19 protein-coding genes are annotated in these 19,697 nt (G+C 71.3%); 14 read left to right on the top strand and 5 right to left on the bottom strand.

Going from position 1 to position 19,697, the window contains the following annotated elements:
- Positions 1-150 precede the first annotated feature (150 nt).
- Positions 151-993: a sulfurtransferase gene (locus ACFY6U_RS04675; protein WP_390035048.1), complete on the top strand. Its 843-nt coding sequence runs from the start codon at positions 151-153 to the stop codon at positions 991-993.
- A gap of 56 nt (positions 994-1,049) precedes the next feature.
- On the opposite strand, the gene sepH is transcribed toward ACFY6U_RS04675, so the two are convergent.
- Positions 1,050-2,087 carry a septation protein SepH gene (gene sepH / locus ACFY6U_RS04670; protein WP_390035047.1) on the bottom strand — a complete coding sequence of 346 codons (1,038 nt, stop codon included), beginning with the start codon at positions 2,085-2,087 and terminating at the stop codon, positions 1,050-1,052.
- Between the two features lie 471 nt (positions 2,088-2,558).
- Between sepH and ACFY6U_RS04665 the strand changes: the two genes are divergently transcribed.
- Positions 2,559-3,350 carry a hypothetical protein gene (locus ACFY6U_RS04665; protein ID WP_390035046.1) on the top strand — a complete coding sequence of 264 codons (792 nt, stop codon included), beginning with the start codon at positions 2,559-2,561 and terminating at the stop codon, positions 3,348-3,350.
- Here the strand turns inward: ACFY6U_RS04665 and ACFY6U_RS04660 are convergent.
- Positions 3,274-4,593 (bottom strand): D-arabinono-1,4-lactone oxidase, encoded by a 1,320-nt coding sequence (locus tag ACFY6U_RS04660; protein WP_390035045.1) that lies wholly within the window; start codon positions 4,591-4,593, stop codon positions 3,274-3,276. The genes ACFY6U_RS04665 and ACFY6U_RS04660 overlap by 77 nt on opposite strands.
- A complete protein-coding gene (locus ACFY6U_RS04655) occupies positions 4,553-5,791 on the bottom strand; it encodes an MFS transporter (protein WP_390035044.1) in 1,239 nt (412 codons plus the stop codon). Before ACFY6U_RS04655 ends, ACFY6U_RS04660 begins: the two co-directional genes overlap by 41 nt.
- Positions 5,792-5,956: 165 nt before the next feature.
- Between ACFY6U_RS04655 and ACFY6U_RS04650 the strand changes: the two genes are divergently transcribed.
- Positions 5,957-7,084 (top strand): ferrochelatase, encoded by a 1,128-nt coding sequence (locus ACFY6U_RS04650; protein ID WP_390035043.1) that lies wholly within the window; start codon positions 5,957-5,959, stop codon positions 7,082-7,084.
- An 8-nt stretch (positions 7,085-7,092) separates the two neighbouring features.
- Positions 7,093-7,908, top strand: coding sequence for an inositol monophosphatase family protein (locus tag ACFY6U_RS04645; RefSeq protein WP_390035042.1), 816 nt, complete (start codon positions 7,093-7,095; stop codon positions 7,906-7,908).
- Positions 7,909-8,122: 214 nt separating this feature from the next.
- Here the strand turns inward: ACFY6U_RS04645 and ACFY6U_RS04640 are convergent, their stop codons facing one another.
- Positions 8,123-8,296, bottom strand: a complete 174-nt coding sequence (locus ACFY6U_RS04640; protein ID WP_167450044.1) for a hypothetical protein — start codon at positions 8,294-8,296, stop codon at positions 8,123-8,125.
- 419 nt (positions 8,297-8,715) lie between these two features.
- Here ACFY6U_RS04640 and ACFY6U_RS04635 point away from each other — a divergent pair, with 419 nt between their 5' ends.
- From ACFY6U_RS04635 to ACFY6U_RS04620, 4 genes are all read left to right on the top strand, one after another.
- Positions 8,716-9,369, top strand: coding sequence for a response regulator transcription factor (locus ACFY6U_RS04635; RefSeq protein WP_356203304.1), 654 nt, complete (start codon positions 8,716-8,718; stop codon positions 9,367-9,369).
- 5 nt (positions 9,370-9,374) lie between these two features.
- Complete coding sequence (locus ACFY6U_RS04630) at positions 9,375-10,634, top strand: HAMP domain-containing sensor histidine kinase (RefSeq protein ID WP_351491966.1); 1,260 nt, start codon at positions 9,375-9,377, stop codon at positions 10,632-10,634.
- Positions 10,635-11,035: 401 nt separating this feature from the next.
- Positions 11,036-11,332 (top strand): DUF4193 domain-containing protein, encoded by a 297-nt coding sequence (locus ACFY6U_RS04625; protein WP_003997302.1) that lies wholly within the window; start codon positions 11,036-11,038, stop codon positions 11,330-11,332.
- A gap of 13 nt (positions 11,333-11,345) precedes the next feature.
- Entirely contained in the window at positions 11,346-12,299 is a 954-nt protein-coding gene (locus ACFY6U_RS04620) for a hypothetical protein (RefSeq protein ID WP_390035041.1), read from the top strand.
- 190 nt (positions 12,300-12,489) lie between these two features.
- Here the strand turns inward: ACFY6U_RS04620 and ACFY6U_RS04615 are convergent, their stop codons facing one another.
- On the bottom strand, positions 12,490-12,957 hold the full coding sequence (locus ACFY6U_RS04615; RefSeq protein ID WP_351491955.1) for a DUF3093 domain-containing protein: 468 nt from the start codon (positions 12,955-12,957) through the stop codon (positions 12,490-12,492).
- A gap of 58 nt (positions 12,958-13,015) precedes the next feature.
- Between ACFY6U_RS04615 and ACFY6U_RS04610 the strand changes: the two genes are divergently transcribed.
- The 6 genes from ACFY6U_RS04610 (at position 13,016) to ACFY6U_RS04585 (ending at position 19,668) form a co-directional block, all read left to right on the top strand.
- Positions 13,016-13,600 carry a PaaI family thioesterase gene (locus ACFY6U_RS04610; RefSeq protein WP_351491953.1) on the top strand — a complete coding sequence of 195 codons (585 nt, stop codon included), beginning with the start codon at positions 13,016-13,018 and terminating at the stop codon, positions 13,598-13,600.
- Positions 13,597-14,178: a dUTP diphosphatase gene (gene dut, locus ACFY6U_RS04605; RefSeq protein WP_351491951.1), complete on the top strand. Its 582-nt coding sequence runs from the start codon at positions 13,597-13,599 to the stop codon at positions 14,176-14,178. Before ACFY6U_RS04610 ends, dut begins: the two co-directional genes overlap by 4 nt.
- A 1-nt stretch (position 14,179) precedes the next feature.
- Entirely contained in the window at positions 14,180-14,944 is a 765-nt protein-coding gene (locus ACFY6U_RS04600) for a DUF3710 domain-containing protein (RefSeq protein ID WP_351491948.1), read from the top strand.
- Positions 14,945-15,108: 164 nt separating this feature from the next.
- Entirely contained in the window at positions 15,109-16,275 is a 1,167-nt protein-coding gene (locus tag ACFY6U_RS04595) for an alginate lyase family protein (protein WP_390035040.1), read from the top strand.
- Between the two features lie 151 nt (positions 16,276-16,426).
- A complete protein-coding gene (locus ACFY6U_RS04590) occupies positions 16,427-18,985 on the top strand; it encodes an ATP-binding protein (RefSeq protein ID WP_390035039.1) in 2,559 nt (852 codons plus the stop codon).
- Positions 18,982-19,668 carry a response regulator gene (locus tag ACFY6U_RS04585; protein WP_351491941.1) on the top strand — a complete coding sequence of 229 codons (687 nt, stop codon included), beginning with the start codon at positions 18,982-18,984 and terminating at the stop codon, positions 19,666-19,668. Before ACFY6U_RS04590 ends, ACFY6U_RS04585 begins: the two co-directional genes overlap by 4 nt.
- The last annotated feature ends 29 nt before the right edge of the window (positions 19,669-19,697 follow it).

Genomic DNA, 19,697 nt, shown 5'->3' with positions numbered 1-19,697 from the left:
CTTCTCGCCCGTTTCCGGTCGATTGCCGTCGGGTGTCCATCAGCTGTACAGCATGTGCCCGATCCCGTACGCCCGGTGATCGAGCCTGTCCGGCCGAGCAGAGTAGTCGGACCTGGACGATGCGGCCACCCCTGGCGTAAGGATGGGGCCATGGAAGCCATCATCACCGCAACCGAACTCGCCGACGTTCTGACCGGGCCGACTCCGCCCGTCCTGCTGGACGTCCGCTGGCAGCTGACCCCGCCCGGCACCCCGCCCTTCGACGGCCGGGCGGCCTACGCGGCCGGGCACCTGCCGGGCGCCGTCTACGTGCACCTGGACGGCGAACTCGCCTCGCCGCCCGGCGGGAACGGCCGGCATCCGCTGCCCGACCTGACGGTCTTCGGTGCGGCGATGCGCCGCGCGGGGGTGTCGGCGGACCGTCCGGTCGTGGTGTACGACGGCGGACAGGGCTGGGCGGCGGCGCGCGCCTGGTGGCTGCTGCGCTGGACGGGTCACCCGGACGTGCGGGTCCTCGACGGCGGGTTGCCGTCCTGGACCGGCGCTCTTTCGGCCGACGTCACCGAGCCGGCCGAGGGTGACTTCGAACCGGCCCCCGGTGCCGGGCAGTTGCTCGACGCGGACGGGGCGGCGGCGGTGGCTCGTTCAGGTGTGCTGTTCGACGCCCGTGCGGGGGAACGGTACCGGGGTGACGTGGAGCCGATCGACCGGGTCGGCGGCCACATCCCGGGCGCCCTGTCGGCGCCGACCACGGAGAACGTCGGCCCGGACGGCCGCTTCCTGCCCGCGGCCGAACTCCGTGACCGCTTCAAGGGCCTGGGCGCCTCGGAGGGGGCCGAGGTGGGCGTGTACTGCGGCTCGGGCGTCTCCGGTGCCCACGAGGTGCTGGCGCTGGCCGTCGCGGGCATTCCGGCGGCGCTGTACGTCGGTTCGTGGTCGGAGTGGTCCGCCGACCCGTCCCGTCCGGTGGCGGTCGGCCCCGACCCGCAGTAGCGCAACGAAGGGAGGGGGGCACGCGTGCGTGCCCCCCTCCCTTCTGCTTCAGCCTCTTACTCCTGCTTCTTGCGCCGCGTCCCGAAGACGATCTCGTCCCAGCTCGGCACCGCGGCCCGGCGGCCGGGCCGGACGCCGTCCGCCTCGGCCTGGCGGTCGGTGGCACCGATCAGCCGGTCGCGATGGCTGCCGACGGAGCGGGGCATGAGGACGTCCGCGTAGGCGGAGCCCGCCGAGGCCGCCGGCGCCGGGGGCTCCTCCGCGGCCGGTTCCGGAGCGGGCTCCTCCGGCACCTCCACCGGGCGCTCCGGGACCACCATGTCGCCCCGGAAGCTCGGCACCGCCTCCAGCAGGCTGGTCAGCGAGTCGCGTTCGCCGGTCGTCTCCTCGACCGGTTCGGACGACTGCGCGGGCAGGCTCGGCCGCTCACGGTCCCGGTCGCCGGAACGGTCCAGCGGACGGTCGCGCGGCAACCGCGCGATGCGCGGCACGAACGGAAAGCTGGGCTCCGGTACGGCGAGGTCGTCGGACTCGCCGATCAGCGAGCGCGCCTCGTCGTCGACCGCCTGGACGAGCCGCCGCGGCGGGTCGTAGGTCCAGCTCGCCGAGTGCGGTTCGCCCGCGACCCGGTAGACGAGCAGGACCTCCCAGGTGCCGTCGTCGCGGCGCCAGGAGTCCCACTGCACGGTGTCCTTCTCGGCACCGCGCAGCACCAGCCGCTCCTGCACGGCCTCGCCGAGCAGCGGCCCGGAGTTCTCGCCGGGCCTGCGGACCGGCGTCTTGCGGGCCCGCTCGGCCATGAAGGCGCGCTCGGCCAGTACCGGACCCTCGAAGCGCCGCACCCGGTCGACGGGGATCCCGGCGAGTTGCGCGACCTCTTCGGCCGTCGCGCCCGCTCGTATCCGCGCCTGGATGTCTCGGGGCCGGAGATGGCTCTCGACCTCGATCTCGATCTGACCGAGCCGGGGCCGGTCGCCGCGTACGGCGGCACGGAGCCGTTCGTCGATCGGAAGGGTGTACTCCGTTGAGTCGGCAGCCTTGAGCACCAGCCGTGTGCCGTCATTGGAGACGGCCACGACACGCAGTTCGGGCATGGGGACCTCCCGGGTGGTGCCTGCCGACGTCACGTGCGTCGCTGCTTCCGCTAGTCGAGTGTGGCCTGCCCGGGTGCAGCCTGCCACAACCTTGCCGAGTTGCCCGGCGTGTCGGGCACGGGCCCTGCACCGCCGTTATGGCACGGTTACCTATTCGCAACGCTAAGTGACCAACTCCGTCACCCTGTGCAACTAGCCCCCTCCCGGCGGTCCTGCAAGGCCTCGGACGCCCTGGCGGGAGACCGGACCCAGGGCTCGCAACAGTACTCCATTCGGGCCACGTGCGTGGATTGGCGCGCCGTCCAACTTCTGGCAACAACCGCCCCCCGGCCGCCGTTTGCCCCTATCGGGCGATCTTGAACGTGGCGTACTTCACGCAATCCACAGAAACGGAACTAATGGTTTCGTCCGTACGTCCCTTTCTTTTGCAGTCGATCGAACAAGTGCGGGAAAGGTAGGCAAGGTTCGGGAATGCGTGAAAGGCCCGGTTCCGGTGACGCGACCAGTACGGGGGAGGAGGTGAAGGGAAGTCCGAAGCGGATCGACCTCAGCGTGCCCCAGGTCGCGGGCGGCGCGGTGGCCGCGGTGGTGGCCGCCAAACTCGCGTCCTACTTCGGGGTGTACGGCACGATCCTCGGCGCCGGAGTCGTCAGCGTGATCGCCACCTGCGGCGGCTCGGTGTTCCAGCACTTCTTCAGGCGCACCGGCGAACAGTTCCGCGACGCGGCGGTGACCGGGTCCAGAACCCCGCCTCCCCGGGAGCAAGCGCCCCCGGCCTCCGGCGAGTTCACCGAGGGCACCGTCTACCGCGCCCGAGTGCGGACCCGGCGCCGCCCGCTGGTCGCGGCCGCTCTGGTGTTCGCGGTGACCATGGCCGGCGTAACGACGTACGAACTGGTCTCCGGCAACAGCTTCAGCGGCGGCTCCGGTACGACGGTGAGCGGGGCGGTCACCGGCACCACCACATCGCCGGGGTCGTCCGACTCCACGGACCCGTCGGACCCGCCGACCCCTGCGGATGCCACGGAATCTACGGATTCCACGGGTACTTCGGGTGCTTCAGGCTCCTCCGGCTCGAAGTCCGGTGTCGGCACGGCCACTTCGCCGACCCCGTCTCCGTCGGCAACCCCGAGCGGGTCCGCGAGCGGGGGGCCGAGCACGGCCCTCACGCCCGACGACTCCTCGGCTACTGCCCCAGAACCCTCCGCAGATAGTCGTTCTGGAACAGCCGGTCCGGATCGAGCCGATCCCGCAGCGCCGTGAACTCGCCGAAGCGCGGGTAGACCTCGGCGAAGTAGTCCGCGTCCCGGGTGTGCACCTTGCCCCAGTGCGGACGGCCCTCGTGCGCGGTGAAGATGCGCTCGGCGGCGGTGAAGTACGCCTGGTAGGGCGTACCCCGGAACATGTGCACGGCGACGTAGGCGCTGTCCCGGGCGGAGGCGGTGGACAGGGCGATGTCGTCGGCGGGGGCGGTGCGGACCTCGACCGGGAAGTTCACCCTGAGGCCGGAACGGTCGACCATCGCCCTGAGTTCCCGCAGCGTGTCCACCAGCGCCTCGCGGGGCACCGCGTACTCCATCTCCACGAACCGCACCCGGCGCGGGGACGTGAAGACCTTGTACGGAATGTCCGTGTACGACCGCGCGGACAGCGCCGTGCTGGAGATCCGGGCGACCGTCGGGACGACGGCGGGCACCGCGCGGCCGAGCAGCTGCGCGGCGTGGAAGACCCCGTTGGAGAGGAACTCGTCCTCGAACCAGCCGGCCAGCTGCCCCACCGGCTGCGGCGGGCCCGCACTGCGGTTGTTGCGCTTGGTGTTGGTGTTGCCGGTGTGCGGGAACCAGTAGAACTCGAAGTGCTCGTTCTCGGTCCGGAGCTGGTCGAACTCGGCGAGTACCCGGTCCAGGGGCATCGGCTCCTCGCGCGCGGTGAGCAGGAAGACCGGCTCCACCGCGAACGTGATCGCGGTGACGATGCCCAGCGCGCCGAGGCCGACCCGCGCCGCCGCGAAGACCTCCGGGTTCTCCTTCTCGGAGCAGGTGAGCACCGAGCCGTCCGCCGTGACCAGTTCGAGTTCCCTGATCTGGGCGGCGAGCGAGGCGGACTCGCGGCCGGTGCCGTGGGTGCCGGTGCTGGTGGCCCCGGAGACCGTCTGCTCCATGATGTCGCCCATGTTGGTCAGCGACAGGCCCTCACGGGCCAGGGCCACGTTGAGTCTCTTGAGCGGGGTGCCGGCCTCGACCGTGACCGTCATGGCCTTGCGGTCGATGTTGCGTATGCCGGTCAACAGCTGCGGGCGGACCGAGACACCGTCGGTCGCGGCGATCGAGGTGAAGGAGTGGCCGCTGCCGACCGCCTTCACCTTCAGGCCGTCCTCGGCCGCCTGCCGTACGGCCGCCGCCAGCTCGTCCACGGAGGCGGGCACGACCTCCCGCGCGGGGCGGACGGTGACATTCCCTCCCCAGTTACGCCACGTGCCGCTCTTCCCGCTCGCTGTACTGCTCAACGGTGCCTCCCCGACCCGTGACCGGCCTGCTGAGCCGGCGGTACCCGAGGAAACCGACCGCGACCGCGACGGCACCGGACACGGCCGGAACCCCGTACCCGGCACGGGCGCCGGCCGCGTCGATCACCCAGCCGGCGACCGAGGAGCCGAGCGCCACCCCGACCGCGAGGCCGGTGCTCACCCAGGTCATGCCCTCGGTGAGTTTCGCGCGAGGTACGTGCTTTTCGATGAGGGACATCGTCGTGATCATCGTCGGTGCGATGGACAGGCCCGCAACGAACAGCGCCACGGCCAGAAGCGGCAAGTTTCCGACCAGTAGGAGGGGGATCATACTCACGGCCATTGCGCATATGCCCAGCAGCCACCTGCGTTCCGGCTTCCCCGCGAACCTCATGAGCCCGAAGACCGCTCCGGCGACGCAGGAGCCCGCCGCGTACAGCGCCAGGACGACGCTGGAAGCGCCCTTGTGGCCGCGTTCGTCGGCGAAGGCGACGGTCACCACGTCGACCGCCCCGAAGATCGCCCCGGTGGCCACGAAGGTCGCCACCAGCACCTGGAGGCCGGGCGCGCGCAGCGCCGAACCGCCGCCGTGGTGCCCGCGCGGGTGCGGCTCGGGCTCGGTGGCCCGCTGGGCGGTCAGCCAGAAGACGCCGGCGGCGAGGAAACCGGCGGCCAGCAGCGGACCCGCCTCCGGGAACCAGGTCGTGGACAGGCCGATGGAGAGGATCGGCCCGAAGATGAAGCAGACCTCGTCGACGACGGACTCGAACGAGTAGGCGGTGTGCAGCTGCGGGGTGCCCCCGTAGAGGGCGGCCCAGCGGGCCCGGATCATCGCGCCCAGGCTCGGCACCGCGCCGATCCCGGCGGCGCACACGAACAGCACCCAGTCCGGCCACCCGTAGTGCGCGGCGAACAGCAGCCCGGCCGCCGCGGCGAGCGCGAGCAGGGTCGCGGGGCGCAGGACGCGGCGCTGGCCGTGCAGGTCGACCAGCCGGGACACCTGCGGCCCGATCGCCGCGGCGGACAGCGCGATGGTGGCCGACAGCGCGCCCGCGAGCCCGTACCGCCCGCTGAGCTGGGAGATCATCGTGACCACGCCGATGCCCATCATGGACAGCGGCATCCGGCCGACGAAGCCCGCGGCGGAGAAGCCCTTGCTGCCGGGGGCGGCGAACAGAGCACGATAGGGGCTGGGCACGGGGATCTCCGACGACTGAGCTGGGTAAGGCGCGACTGCGGCTGATACAGCTTACGAGTGCGGTCACCCGGATGCACCCGCTGGGTGCCGGGGAATAAACCTCCCGAATCCGACTCTTCACGCTCCTGTTTCCGGGCCGTCAGTGCCGGGTGGCAGGATCGGCTCATGTCAGACGCGCTCGATGCCACCCCCTACGACGCCCTGCTCCTGCTCTCCTTCGGCGGCCCGGAAGGCCCGGACGACGTGGTCCCGTTCCTGGAGAACGTGACGCGCGGGCGCGGTATCCCGAAGGAACGTCTCAAGGAAGTCGGGCAGCACTACTTCCTGTTCGGCGGGGTCAGCCCGATCAACGACCAGAACCGCGCCCTGCTGGACGCCCTGCGCAAGGACTTCGCCGAGCACGGCCTGGACCTGCCGATCTACTGGGGCAACCGCAACTGGGCGCCGTACCTGACGGACACCCTGCGCGAGATGGTCGCCGACGGCCGCCGCCGCATCCTGGTGCTCGCCACCAGCGCCTACGCCTCCTACTCGGGCTGCCGCCAGTACCGCGAGAACCTCGCGGACTCGCTGGCCGCGCTGGAGGCCGAGGGGCTCGCACTCCCCAAGGTCGACAAGCTGCGGCACTACTTCAACCACCCCGGCTTCCTCGACCCGATGATCGACGGAGTGCTGGCATCCCTCGCCGACCTCCCCGAGGACGTCCGCGCGGGCGCCCACATCGCCTTCACCACCCACTCCATCCCGACCGCGAGCGCCGACACCTCGGGCCCGGTCGAGACGCACGGCGAGGGCGGCGCGTACGTCGAGGAGCATCTGGACGTGGCCGAGCTGATCGCCGACGCGGTCCGGGAGCGCACCGGCATCGACCACCCCTGGCGGCTCGTCTACCAGTCCCGCTCCGGCGCCCCGACCGTCCCGTGGCTGGAGCCGGACATCTGCGACCACCTGGAGGCGCTGCACGGCGCCGGGGTACCGGCCGTCGTCATGGCCCCCATCGGCTTCGTCTCCGACCACATGGAGGTCCTCTACGACCTCGACACGGAGGCCACGGCCAAGGCCGGGGAGCTCGGTCTGCCGGTACGGCGGTCCGCGACCGTCGGGGACGACCCGCGGTTCGCCGCCGCGATCCGCGAGCTGGTCCTGGAGCGCGCCGCCGCGGAGAGCGGGCGCGAGGTCACGCCGTGCGCCCTGGGCGCGCTAGGCGCGAGCCACGACGTCTGCCCGGTCGGCTGCTGCCCGGCCCGCGCCCCCCGTCCGGCCGCGGCCGGCGCCGACAGCCCCTACGCGTGAGGAACCCCGTGACCGACGCCCTGCACACGGACCTGCTGGACCTCGCCCGGGAGGCGGCCGCCCGCGCGGGCGAGCTGCTGCGGGACGGCCGCCCGGCCGACCTCGCCGTGGCCCGGACCAAGTCCAGCCCGATCGACGTCGTGACCGAGATGGACATCGCGGCGGAGAAGCTGATCACCGACCTGATCGCCGGCCACCGTCCCGACGACGGCTTCCTCGGCGAGGAGGGCGCGTCGACGGAGGGCACGAGCGGCGTCCGCTGGGTGATCGACCCGCTCGACGGCACGGTCAACTACCTGTACGGACTGCCGACCTGGGCGGTCTCCATCGCCGCCGAGCAGGACGGGGAGACCGTGGTCGGCGTCGTGGCGGCCCCGATGCGCGGTGAGACGTACCACGCGGTGCGCGGCGGCGGGGCCTGGGCGACCGGGGCGTGGGAGGGCGAGCGTGAGCTGCGCTGCCGTCCGGCGCCGCCGCTGGACCAGGCGCTGGTGTCGACCGGTTTCAACTACGTCACCGCCGTCCGCACCCACCAGGCCGAGGTCGCGGCCCGGCTGATCCCGCTGCTCCGCGACATCCGGCGCAGCGGGTCGGCCGCGATCGACCTGTGCGACGTGGCCTGCGGCCGGCTGGACGGCTACTACGAGCGCGGGCTGAACGCGTGGGACTGGGGCGCGGGTGACCTCATCGCCCGTGAGGCCGGCGCCCTGACCGGCGGCCGCCCCGGAGAAGGCCCCGCACGCGCCCTGACGGTCGCCGGCACCCCGGGCGTCTTCGAGCCCCTCCAGCGCCTCCTGGAGGACTTCGGGGCATGGCACGACTGAGGGACGCTGCCCGCCGGAGCTGAGGCGGGCACGGCACCGCCGGTCACCGCCGGTCACCGGCATGACGGCCGGGCGCCGTTGCGGCGCGGAAAGATCCCGCTCCTTTCCGGCGGCAGGAATCGAACGCTGTTGCGGTGGGAAAGGATCAGGTACGAGCAGGGCCCCGGCGCTGGATTCGCCGGGGCCCTGCTCGTGGTGCGGTGTTGCGGGACTGTCAGACGCTGGTCGCGCCGACTTCCACACCGTGTTCGGCTGCGAGGCGGCGCAGGTCGTCGAGCTCGGCCTGCTCCACTTCGACGAGGAAGTCGTCACCCTCGTCACGAGCCCGGGTGATGTCGGACTCGGTCGCCTTTATGCGCTGCAGAAGTCCTGCGGTGAATGCGTCCATGCTGCGCCCCCTCGTCCTGGGTCGTGGGTCGGTGGCACGGGGGTGTGCCGTTCGGAAGGGGCGATCACGTCTCTCGCGGGTGCCCAGCGCTGCCCTGCTGGGCGGCGACGGTGCCGGACACCCCCATCGTCCACTCTGCTGTAGCGGCGGTGTACGTACCGCATGGTGCTGCGGCACATGCAGAGCGTGATCGCGGGGTGTACATGCCGTCCTCCCCCCGCTCCTCTCCGTGGAAACCTCAACCGCAGGAGAAAATCCCGCATTCCCGCCCGACGGCCTCGGATCCGGCCGCCCAGGCCCCTGTCTTACTGCCGACTTATGGCCGAAAAGGGCAGGATGGAGGTCACACATCCCAAGAAGACCCCTGCCCGGGTGCGCCGGTGCGCGCTACGCGGGTGGACAGAGGAAGGACAAGCGACGTGCGCGTACTCGTCGTCGAGGACGAGCAGCTGCTCGCCGATGCGGTGGCCACCGGACTGCGCCGGGAGGCCATGGCAGTCGACGTCGTGTACGACGGTGCGGCCGCCCTGGAGCGCATCGGCGTCAACGACTACGACGTGATCGTCCTCGACCGCGACCTCCCCCTCGTGCACGGCGACGACGTCTGCCGCAAGATCGTCGAGCTCGGCATGCCCACCCGCGTGCTGATGCTCACCGCGTCCGGTGACGTCAGCGACCGCGTCGAGGGCCTGGAGATCGGCGCCGACGACTACCTCCCCAAGCCCTTCGCCTTCAGCGAGCTGATCGCGCGCGTGCGCGCCCTCGGCCGCCGTACCAGCGTGCCGCTGCCGCCCGTCCTGGAGCGCGCCGGCATCAAGCTGGACCCGAACCGCCGGGAGGTCTTCCGCGACGGCAAGGAAGTCCAGCTCGCGCCCAAGGAGTTCGCGGTGCTGGAGGTGCTGATGCGCAGCGAGGGCGCCGTGGTCTCGGCCGAGCAGCTCCTGGAGAAGGCGTGGGACGAGAACACCGACCCCTTCACCAACGTCGTACGCGTGACCGTGATGACCCTGCGCCGCAAGCTGGGCGAGCCCCCGGTGATCGTCACCGTCCCCGGCTCGGGTTACCGGATCTGATGACCGTGGCCGCCACCCCCGCACCCCCACAGGCACCCCCCAAGCCCACCTGGGACCCCCGAAGGCCGCAGCCCGTCCTGCCGTGGCTGCGCCCGACCATCCGCATACGGCTCACCCTGCTGTACGGCGGCATGTTCCTGATCGCCGGCATCCTGCTGCTGTCGATCATCTACCTGCTCGCCGCCCAGGCGATCAGCACCGGCAACCAGCCGCTTTTCAAGATCGTCGGCTTCGACAAGCTGTCGGTCTCCAGCGACAACTGCCCCGCGATCAACATGGCCGGCACGGCCAGCTCCGTGTCCCTGGGGGACTTCAACAACGCGATCGCCCAGTGCGTGGACCACCAGCGCCAGGCTGCGCTCGACGACCTGCTGAGCCGCTCGCTCCTCGCCCTGCTGGGCCTGGCCGTGATCGCCTTCGCGTTCGGCTACGCGATGGCCGGCCGCGTGCTCTCCCCGCTCGGCCGCATCACCCGCACCGCCCGCGCGGTGGCCGGCTCGGACCTGTCCCGCCGGATCGAGCTGGACGGCCCGGACGACGAGCTGAAGGAGCTCGCGGACACCTTCGACGACATGCTGGAGCGGTTGCAGCGGGCCTTCACCGCCCAGCAGCGGTTCGTCGGCAACGCCTCGCACGAGCTGCGCACGCCCCTGGCGATCAACCGCACGCTCCTGGAGGTGCATCTCTCGGACCCGGGCGCGCCCGTGGAGCTGCAGCAGCTCGGCAAGACGCTGCTGGCCACCAACGAGCGCAGCGAGCAGCTCGTGGAGGGCCTGCTGCTGCTCGCCCGCAGCGACAACCAGATCGTCGAGCGCAAACCGGTCGACCTGGCCGAGGTGGCCTCCCAGGCCGTCGACCAGGTGTACACCGAGGCGGAGGCCAAGGGCGTGACGATCCGGGGCGTACGGAAACCCGCCGTGGTCCAGGGCAACGGTGTGCTCCTGGAGCGGATCGCCCTGAACCTGCTGCAGAACGCGGTGCGCTACAACGTGCCCGAGGACGGGTGGGTCGAGGTCAACACCGAGGTCCAGCACGGGCAGGCGGTGCTCTACGTCGCGAACACCGGTCCGGTGGTCCCGGCATACGAGATCGACAACCTCTTCGAGCCGTTCAGGCGGCTCCGTACCGAGCGGACGGGCAGCGACAAGGGGGTGGGCCTCGGCCTGTCCATCGTGCGGTCCGTGGCCCGGGCGCACGGCGGGCACATCGTGGCCCAGCCCCGGGAGGGCGGCGGTCTCGTGATGCGGGTCACGTTGCCGGTCTGACGCCGTTACAAGATCGCGACACACGCGGGGGATGTTCGCTTTGCGCTGAATTTTCCAGCGGCGCGGCACGTTCCCCTCTGTGTGATCGATCACAAGGGCGGATTTCCGGCCATCTACTCTCCGTGATCATGGCCAGGGGAATAAAGCCGGGAAAATCCCTGTTTTCAGGGGTCTTGATCACGGGAAGTACAGGGTGAGGCGCCTTTGAAGTGTCTCGACAGGACCGTGTACGGTCCCCATCGCCATTCAACCTGATCACTCTCGAGGGGTCCGGTTGGGTGTCGATTGAGTAACAGACCTTGATGTGAGGCAAAATCTCCGCCTCGGGTCGGGCACAAGTCCGGCCTCTCACGCGTTACGTGCGCTGGAGACACCGCAGACACCCAGAGGGGGAGAGCGACATGGCAACCGATTACGACACTCCACGCAAGACCGACGACGACGTCGACTCGGACAGCCTTGAAGAGCTGAAGGCCAGGCGGAACGACAAGTCGACGTCCTCGGTGGACGTCGACGAGTTCGAGGCCGCCGAAGGCCTGGAGCTGCCCGGCGCGGACCTCTCGAACGAGGAGCTGGCCGTCCGGGTGCTGCCCAAGCAGCAGGACGAGTTCACCTGCATGAGCTGCTTCCTGGTACACCACCGCAGCCAGCTGGCCCGGGAGAAGAACGGTCAGCCGATCTGCCGCGACTGCGACTGAGGACGGGTCGGGCATGACCGGCTCGACCCCACCTCGGAAGCGCCGCTTCCCTTTGCCGGGAGCGGACTCTGGGCCGTCCGACGGCCCACGCGCGCGTGATGACGAGCGGGGCTCACCCGATGCGGGAGCCTCGCTCGAACCGGCGGCCGGCCGGGGTGACCTCCCGGCGCCGGCGGACAGGGCCGCACCCGTCGCCCGGACGGGGGTCCCCCCGCTCGAGCGAAGTCGAGAGCGGGGGAGGGCCGCGGCCATCCGTGACAAGGCCGTGGACATGGCCCGGGAAGGGGCCCGTAAGGGCGGCAGCCGGGCGAAAGCGGGGCTGGCGTACCTCGCGGACCGGATCATCGAGATCGCCCCGCGTGTCCCCGTACGTGACCTCGGGACCCTGCGTCGGCAGTTCCCGGGCCTCGGGCCCGAGCAACTGGCCGACAAACTGGTGGCGGGCGCGGCGGGCGCGACCTCGGCGGTCGGGGCCGGTGTCGGAGCGGCGGCGATGCTGCCGGTGCCGCCGGCGATGCCGACCGAACTGGCCGCGGAGATCACCGGGGTCGCGGCGATCGAGCTGAAGATGATCGCCGAGCTCCACGAGGTGTACGGCGTGCGGCCGCCGGGGAACCTGAAGGCCCGCAGCACCGCGTATCTGTCCTCCTGGTCGGGGGAGCGCGGGATCGACATGATGAAGCCGTCGACGGTCAACAACGCCCTCGGCGGGCCGATGAAGCGCGAGCTGCGCCAGCAGATCATGAAGCGGATGGTGCGGGACCTGCCCAACCTGATGCCGTTCATGGTGGGCGCGGCGGTGGGGGCGGTCATGAACCGCCGGGACACCAGAAAGCTCGCCGCGCGGATCCGGGCGGACCTGAGAAAGATCCAGGTGCCGTGGGAGGAACTGCCGGAGCTGCCGCCGCTGGAGAAGCCGGCGGAGCCGCTGCCGATCGCCGAGCTGCCGGAGGACTTCGGAGGCTGACGGCCGTCCCGGCGGACACCGGACACCTTGGAAGTCGGCGCGGCCCCCCGGCGGGGCCGGCACGGCGCCGAGCGCGCCGCTGGGAGTGCCGCGATATGCCGTCTGCCGCGCCGTCGTGGCTGGTCGCGCAGTTCCTCCCCCAGCCTTCGGCCGGGGGACCCCCGGCGCCCCTTCGGGGGCGCAGCCCCGCTCAGGCCTTCGTGCTGCTCTTCGCCGCCTCGATCGCCGCCGCCAGGGCTTCCGGCTCCCGGGTCGACAGGTACAGGTACGGGGTCGGGTCCTCCGGGTCCGTGACCTCCACCCGCAGGGCCCTCGGGATGTAGGAGCGCAGCAGCAGGAAGGCGCGGACGTCGGCCTTGTACGTGCGCCAGGCGCGCGCCTCGTCCGGGTCCAGGATCTCCGCCGGGCCGAGGGCCGACACCGGGATCTTCGCCTCGCCCGCGATCAGCGAGTCGCCGACGACCCGGATGCGCGGGGAGCCGTACGAACTGGCCACCACCGCCGCCGCCGCGGTGCCGCCGGCCAGGCCGCCCAGCATCGGCAGGGTGCCGAACGGCAGCAGGATCAGGGCGAACGAGACGCCGACCAGGAAGCTGATGAACCACCAGGACCGGGGGGCGGTGAGGCGTTCTTCGTACGGGGTGGCGGAGAGCTGCATGGAGCCAAGCTTGGCACGGTGTCCGGATTCACCGGACGCGCGGGTAAGGTCTGCGGCTGTGAGTGGTAGTTCCGCAGCTCTTCAGCCTCCTGCCAGTGCCCGGAAACCGGAGCGGCACCCCGACGCACCCGCGCCCGGCGAGCTCATCGGTGCACACTACGAACAGTGTTTCGGGTGTGGCCATGAGCAGTCCCACGGGCTGCACCTGGAGGTACGGGCCGGCGAGGGTGTCTCCCTCACCGCCGAGTTCGCCGTGCGCCCCGCGCACCAGGGCGCCCCGGGCCTCGCGCACGGCGGGGTGCTCGCCACCGCCCTGGACGAGACGCTGGGCTCGCTCAACTGGCTGCTGCGGAAGATCGCCGTGACCGGACGGCTGGAGACCGACTTCGTGCGGCCCGTGCCCGTGGGCACCACGCTCCACCTGGAGGCCGAGGTGGTCGCCGTGGCCGGCCGGAAGATCTACTCGACCGCCACCGGGCGCGTGGACGGCCCCGAGGGGCCCGTCGCCGTCCGCGCCGACGCCCTCTTCGTCGAGGTCCCGGTCGAGCACTTCGTCGACAACGGCCGCGAGGAAGAGATCCGGGCCGCGATGAAGGACCCGGACCAGGCCCGGCGCGCCCGCGCCTTCGAGGTGAATCCGTGAACCCTGCAGAATTCCCGGCCCCGGCCCGCTCGGCGGCCCCGCTCGGCGTCCTCGTCCGCCGTGTCGACCCCGACGTACCGCTTCCGGCGTACGAGCACCCCGGTGACGCGGGTGCCGATCTGCGCACCACCGAGGCGTGCGAGCTGAAGCCCGGGGAACGGGCCGTACTGCCCACGGGGGTGTCGATCGCCCTCCCGGAGGGGTACGCGGCCTTCGTACACCCTCGTTCGGGGCTCGCCGCCCGGTGCGGTGTGGCCCTCGTGAATGCCCCGGGGACGATTGATGCCGGGTACCGTGGGGAGATCAAGGTGATCGTGGTGAATCTCGACCCGCGCGAGGCGGTGCGGTTCGAGCGCTTCGACCGGATCGCCCAACTGGTCGTCCAGCAGGTCGAGAGGGTCCGCTTCCACGAGGTGGCGGAACTTCCCGACTCGGCGCGGGCCGAGGGGGGCTTCGGGTCCACCGGCGGTCATGCCGCGGTGGGCGACGTGAGCGGCACAAGCGGTCAGGCCGCCGAGGGCGGTCGGACGGGTGGGAATCGATACGCTTCGGTCGTATCCGACCGGGAAGGACAGTGACGTGTTCGGACGTCGCAAGAAGAAGGGTGCCGCCGAGGACGCGGCCGGCGAGGCCGAGCAGGTCGTCGACAGCGTCGACACCGAGGCGGACGAGGAAGCTGAGGGCGAGCGCGAGCGCGTTCGTCTGGAGCCGGAGCCCCGGCCCGACGGGCCGTGGGACGACACCGAGGTGCGCGAGCCCGGCGAGGGCCGGGTGGACCTGGGCGGTCTGTTCGTGCCGGGCGTGGACGGCATGGAGCTCCGGGTCGAGGTCGCGGGCGACGCGATCGTCGCGGCGACCGTCGTGCTGCGCGACAGCGCCGTCCAGCTGCAGGCCTTCGCCGCACCCAAGCGCGAGGGCATCTGGGGCGAGGTCCGCGAGGAGATCGCGACCGGCATCACCCAGCAGGGCGGCATCGTCGACGAGGTCGAGGGTCCGCTGGGCTGGGAGCTGCGCGCACAGGTGCCGGTACAGCTGCCGGACGGCACAGGCGGCTTCCAGGTGGTGCGGTTCGTCGGTGTGGACGGTCCCCGCTGGTTCCTGCGCGGGGTGATCTCCGGGCAGGGGGCGGTGCAGCCGCAGGCGGCCGGTCTCCTCGAGCAGATCTTCCGGGACACCGTCGTGGTCCGCGGCGAGGGCCCGATGGCGCCCCGCGACCCGATCGTCCTGAAGCTGCCCAACGATGCCCAGATGGTCCCCGAGGGCGTCCAGCAGGAGGAGTCCTCGCGCTTCTCCGGCGGCATGGGCCAGCTCCAGCGCGGACCGGAGATCACCGAGGTCCGCTAGGAGCTCTGCGGGGAGAACCGTCCGAGAGCCGCACCCTTCGGGGTGCGGCTCTTTTGCGTGCACGACCCCTTGACGGCGAATTGGTCTGTACCTACGGTCACGGCTCAACGCGCCGTTCATAAAGGCGCCTCGCGTTCACTTATATGAACGAAAGGCCTTCAGGTATGCGCAGAACCGGACTCCTCGTGGCCGTCGTCGCCCTCCTCGCCGGAGCCCTCTCCTGGCCGGCGCAGGCCGCCCCCAGCACCTTCGTGCACCCCGGGGTCACCGTCTCCAGGAGCCAGCTGGACTTCGCCCGCACCGAGGTGCTGGCCGGCGCCCAGCCCTGGAAGGCGGCCTACGACCAGATGATGGCGAGCAAGTACGCCGACCTGAACCGCACGCCGACCCCCTGGGCGACCGTCGAGTGCGGCTCGTACTCGAACCCCGACTACGGCTGCACCGACGAGCGCGAGGACGCGATCGCCGCCTACACCGACGCCCTCGCCTGGTACATCACCAAGGACGCGCGCTACGCCCAGAAGGCCATCCAGATCATGGACGCCTGGTCGGCCACCATCACCAGCCACACCAACAGCAACGCGCCCCTGCAGACCGGCTGGGCGGGCTCCTCCTGGCCCAAGGCCGCCGAGATCATCAGGTACACGTACACCGGCACCTGGGCGAACGAGGCCCGCTTCGCCACCATGCTGCGCAACGTCTACCTCCCCACCGTGATCAAGGGCTCCAACTCCAACGGCAACTGGGAGCTGTCGATGATGGAGGCCGCCGTCGGCATCTCCGTCTTCCTGGAGGACAAGGCGTCGTACGACACGGCCATGGCCAAGTTCCGCACCCGCGCCGCCGCCTACGTCTACCTGGCCTCCGACGGGTCGGTGCCGAAGACCGTGCCCAGCCAGAACCTGGACACCACCGCGAAGATCGTCTCCTACTGGCAGGGTCAGTCCACCTTCGTCACCGGCCTCACCCAGGAGACCTGCCGGGACTTCACGCACACCGGGTACGGCATCTCCGCGATCTCGCACGTCGCCGAGACCAGCCGGATCCAGGGCGAGGACCTGTACGGCACGGACGTCGGCGAGCGGCTGCGGCAGGCGCTCGGCTTCCAGGCCAAGTACCAGCTGGGCACCGCCGTCCCCAGCTGGCTCTGCGGCGGCTCCCTGAACCTGGGGCTCGGGCCCGTCACCGAGGTCGGCTACAACGCCCTCCACAACCGACTCGGCATCGCCATGACCAACACCCAGACGCTCACCCAGAACAACCGCCCCGCCGGCACCAACAACCTCTTCGTGGCCTGGGAGACCCTCACCCACGGCGACAACCCCAACTGAGCCGCCGGTACGGGCGCCGGAGCCGCGGCACCGGCGCCCATCAGGGTTGCGTCAAAGATGCCCGCTGCCGGGCCCCCTGCACCATTCGCCGGGATTGTTGGCCGTAAGGTCGACGCTGCGTTGACGGCAGTCGCAGGAAGACAATAGGACCATGGCACGCGGCAGGCTTCGGATCTATCTCGGTGCGGCACCGGGCGTGGGCAAGACCTACGCCATGCTCTCCGAGGCGCACCGGCGGGTGGAGCGGGGCACCGACTGCGTGGTCGCCTTCGTCGAGCACCACGAACGGCAGCGCACCGAGGTGATGCTGCACGGCCTGGAGCGGATCCGGCGCAGGGAACTGGACTACCGGGGCGCCGTGTTCACGGAGATGGACGTGGACGCCGTCCTGCGCCGGGCCCCCGCCGTCGCCCTGGTGGACGAGCTCGCCCACACCAACGTCCCCGGCTCCCGCAACGCCAAGCGCTGGCAGGACGTGGAAGAACTGCTGGCCGCCGGCATCGACGTGATCTCGACCGTCAACATCCAGCACCTCGAATCCCTCGGCGACGTCGTCGAGTCCATCACCGGCGTGCGCCAGCGCGAGACGGTGCCCGACGAGGTGGTACGGCGCGCGGACCAGATAGAGCTGGTCGACATGTCGCCCCAGGCGCTGCGCCGGCGCATGGCGCACGGCAACATCTACAAGTCCGACAAGGTCGACGCGGCCCTGTCCAACTACTTCCGGCCGGGCAACCTCACCGCCCTGCGCGAGCTGGCGCTGCTGTGGGTGGCCGACCGGGTCGACGAGTACCTGAAGCAGTACCGCAGCGAGCACCAGGTCTCGGCGATATGGGGCTCCCGGGAGCGGATCGTCGTCGGGCTCACCGGCGGACCGGAGGGGCGGACCCTGATCCGGCGGGCCGCACGGCTCGCCGAGAAGGGCGCGGGCGGCGAGGTGCTCGCCGTCTACATCTCCCGCAGCGACGGCCTGACCTCGGCCTCCCCGAAGGAACTCGCCGTCCAGCGCACCCTGGTCGAGGACCTGGGCGGCACCTTCCACCACGTCGTCGGCGAGGACATACCCGCGGCCCTGCTCGACTTCGCGCGCGGCGTCAACGCCACCCAGATCGTGCTCGGCTCCTCACGCCGCAAGGCCTGGCAGTACGTCCTCGGACCCGGCGTCGGCGCCACCGTCGCCCGCGAGTCCGGACCCGACCTGGACGTCCACATCGTCACCCACGGCGAGGCCGGCAAGGGCCGCGGGCTGCCGGTGGCCCGGGGCGCCCGGCTCGGGCGGGGCCGGATCATCGCGGGCTGGCTGGTCGGCCTGGTCGGCCCCGCCGTCATGGCGGTGCTGCTCAACACCGTCGACCTCGGCCTCGCCAACGACATGCTGCTCTTCCTGACCCTCACGGTCGCGGCCGCGCTGCTCGGCGGGCTCTTCCCGGCGCTGGCCTCGGCGGCCTTCGGGTCGCTCCTGCTGAACTACTTCTACACCCCGCCCCTGCACCGGCTGACCATCGCCGACCCGAAGAACATCGTGGCCATCGTGATCTTCTTCGGGGTCGCGCTGTCCGTCGCCTCGGTCGTGGACCTCGCGGCCCGCCGCACCCACCAGGCGGCCCGGCTGCGCGCCGAGTCGGAGATCCTCTCCTTCCTCGCCGGCAACGTGCTGCGCGGCGAGACGAGCCTGGAGGAACTGCTCGAACGGGTCCGGGAGACCTTCGGCATGGAGTCCGCCGCCCTCCTGGAGCGGGCGAGCGACGTCGAGCCGTGGAGCTGCGCCGGGCGCGCCGGTTTCGGGCCCGCCCTGGAACGGCCCGAGGACGGCGACGTCGACATGCCGATAGGCGACCACATGGCCCTCGCGCTGACCGGCCGGGTGCTGCCCGCCGAGGACCGCCGGGTGCTGGCCGCCTTCGCCGCCCAGGCGGTCGTCGTCCTGGACCGCAGGCGCCTGCAGGAGGAAGCCGAGCAGGCCCGCGCGCTCGCCGAGGGCAACCGGATCCGTACGGCCCTGCTGGCCGCCGTCAGCCACGATCTGCGCACCCCGCTGGCCGGCATCAAGGCGGCGGTCACGTCGCTGCGCTCGGACGACGTGGACTGGTCCGAGGAGGACCGGGCGGAGCTGCTGGAGGGCATCGAGGAGGGCGCCGACCGGCTGGACCACCTCGTCGGCAACCTGCTCGACATGTCCCGGCTGCAGACCGGCACCGTCACCGCGATCATCCACGAGACCGACCTCGACGAGGTGGTCCCGATGGCGCTGGTCGGGGTGCCGGACGGCAGCGTGGACCTCGACGTCCCCGAGACCCTGCCGATGGTGGAGGCCGACGCCGGGCTCCTGGAGCGGTCGGTGGCCAACCTGGTCGAGAACGCCGTCAAGTACAGCCCCTCCGAACGGCCCGTGCTGGTCTCCGCCAGCGCCATCGCGGACCGCGTGGAGGTACGGATCGTGGACCGCGGGCCCGGCGTGCCCGACGAGGCCAAGGAACGCATATTCGAGCCCTTCCAGCGCTACGGTGACGCTCCGCGCGGCGCCGGGGTCGGACTCGGACTCGCGGTCGCCCGGGGCTTCGCGGAGGCGATGGGCGGCACCCTGAACGCCGAGGACACGCCCGGCGGCGGGCTCACCATGGTCCTCAGCCTCCGCGCGGCAGGATCGGTCACCGAAGCGGCGCAAGCCGTGGCAGAACCCTTGGCAGAACCGGAAAGGCAGGCCTCATGACCCGTGTGCTCGTGGTCGACGACGAGCCGCAGATCGTGCGCGCCCTCGTGATCAACCTCAAGGCGCGCAAGTACGAGGTCGACGCGGCCCCCGACGGCCGTACCGCCCTCGAACTGGCCGCCTCCCGCCATCCCGACGTGGTCGTCCTCGACCTCGGCCTGCCCGACATGGACGGCGTCGAGGTGATCAAGGGGCTGCGCGGCTGGACCCGGGTGCCGATCCTGGTCCTCTCCGCCCGGCACTCCTCCGACGAGAAGGTCGAGGCGCTCGACGCGGGCGCCGACGACTACGTCACCAAGCCCTTCGGCATGGACGAGCTGCTGGCCCGGCTGCGGGCCTCCGTACGCCGCGCCGAGCCCGTCGCGGGGGGCGGTGAGGACGACGTCCTGGTGGAGACCGAGGGGTTCACCGTCGACCTGGCCGCGAAGAAGGTCAACCGGGCCGGCCGGGACGTCCGGCTCACCCCGACCGAGTGGCACCTGCTCGAGGTGCTGGTCCGCAACACCGGGCGGCTGGTCAGCCAGAAGCAGCTGCTGCAGGAGGTGTGGGGGCCGTCGTACGGGACGGAGACCAACTACCTGCGGGTGTACATGGCACAGCTGCGCCGGAAGCTGGAGTCGGATCCCTCGCACCCGAAGCACTTCATCACCGAACCCGGGATGGGGTACCGGTTCGAGAGATAGGACGGTTCGAGAAGTGAGGCGGGTCGCGA

Origin of the sequence: Streptomyces sp. NPDC013157, from assembly GCF_042899865.1 — a bacterium.
Taxonomy (GTDB): Bacteria; Actinomycetota; Actinomycetes; order Streptomycetales; family Streptomycetaceae; genus Streptomyces.
The sequence above is the reverse complement of the archived record's forward strand: the minus strand, read 5'-3'. Positions and strand labels throughout refer to the sequence as shown.

Coding starts and splice junctions, on each gene's coding strand:
- ACFY6U_RS04675 (WP_390035048.1), top strand. CDS start 151: ATGGAAGCCATCATCACCGCAACCGAACTCGCCGACGTTCTGACCGGG.
- sepH (WP_390035047.1), bottom strand. CDS start 2,087: ATGCCCGAACTGCGTGTCGTGGCCGTCTCCAATGACGGCACACGGCTG.
- ACFY6U_RS04665 (WP_390035046.1), top strand. CDS start 2,559: ATGCGTGAAAGGCCCGGTTCCGGTGACGCGACCAGTACGGGGGAGGAG.
- ACFY6U_RS04650 (WP_390035043.1), top strand. CDS start 5,957: ATGTCAGACGCGCTCGATGCCACCCCCTACGACGCCCTGCTCCTGCTC.
- ACFY6U_RS04640 (WP_167450044.1), bottom strand. CDS start 8,296: ATGGACGCATTCACCGCAGGACTTCTGCAGCGCATAAAGGCGACCGAG.
- ACFY6U_RS04625 (WP_003997302.1), top strand. CDS start 11,036: ATGGCAACCGATTACGACACTCCACGCAAGACCGACGACGACGTCGAC.
- ACFY6U_RS04620 (WP_390035041.1), top strand. CDS start 11,346: ATGACCGGCTCGACCCCACCTCGGAAGCGCCGCTTCCCTTTGCCGGGA.
- ACFY6U_RS04615 (WP_351491955.1), bottom strand. CDS start 12,957: ATGCAGCTCTCCGCCACCCCGTACGAAGAACGCCTCACCGCCCCCCGG.
- ACFY6U_RS04595 (WP_390035040.1), top strand. CDS start 15,109: ATGCGCAGAACCGGACTCCTCGTGGCCGTCGTCGCCCTCCTCGCCGGA.
- ACFY6U_RS04590 (WP_390035039.1), top strand. CDS start 16,427: ATGGCACGCGGCAGGCTTCGGATCTATCTCGGTGCGGCACCGGGCGTG.
- ACFY6U_RS04585 (WP_351491941.1), top strand. CDS start 18,982: ATGACCCGTGTGCTCGTGGTCGACGACGAGCCGCAGATCGTGCGCGCC.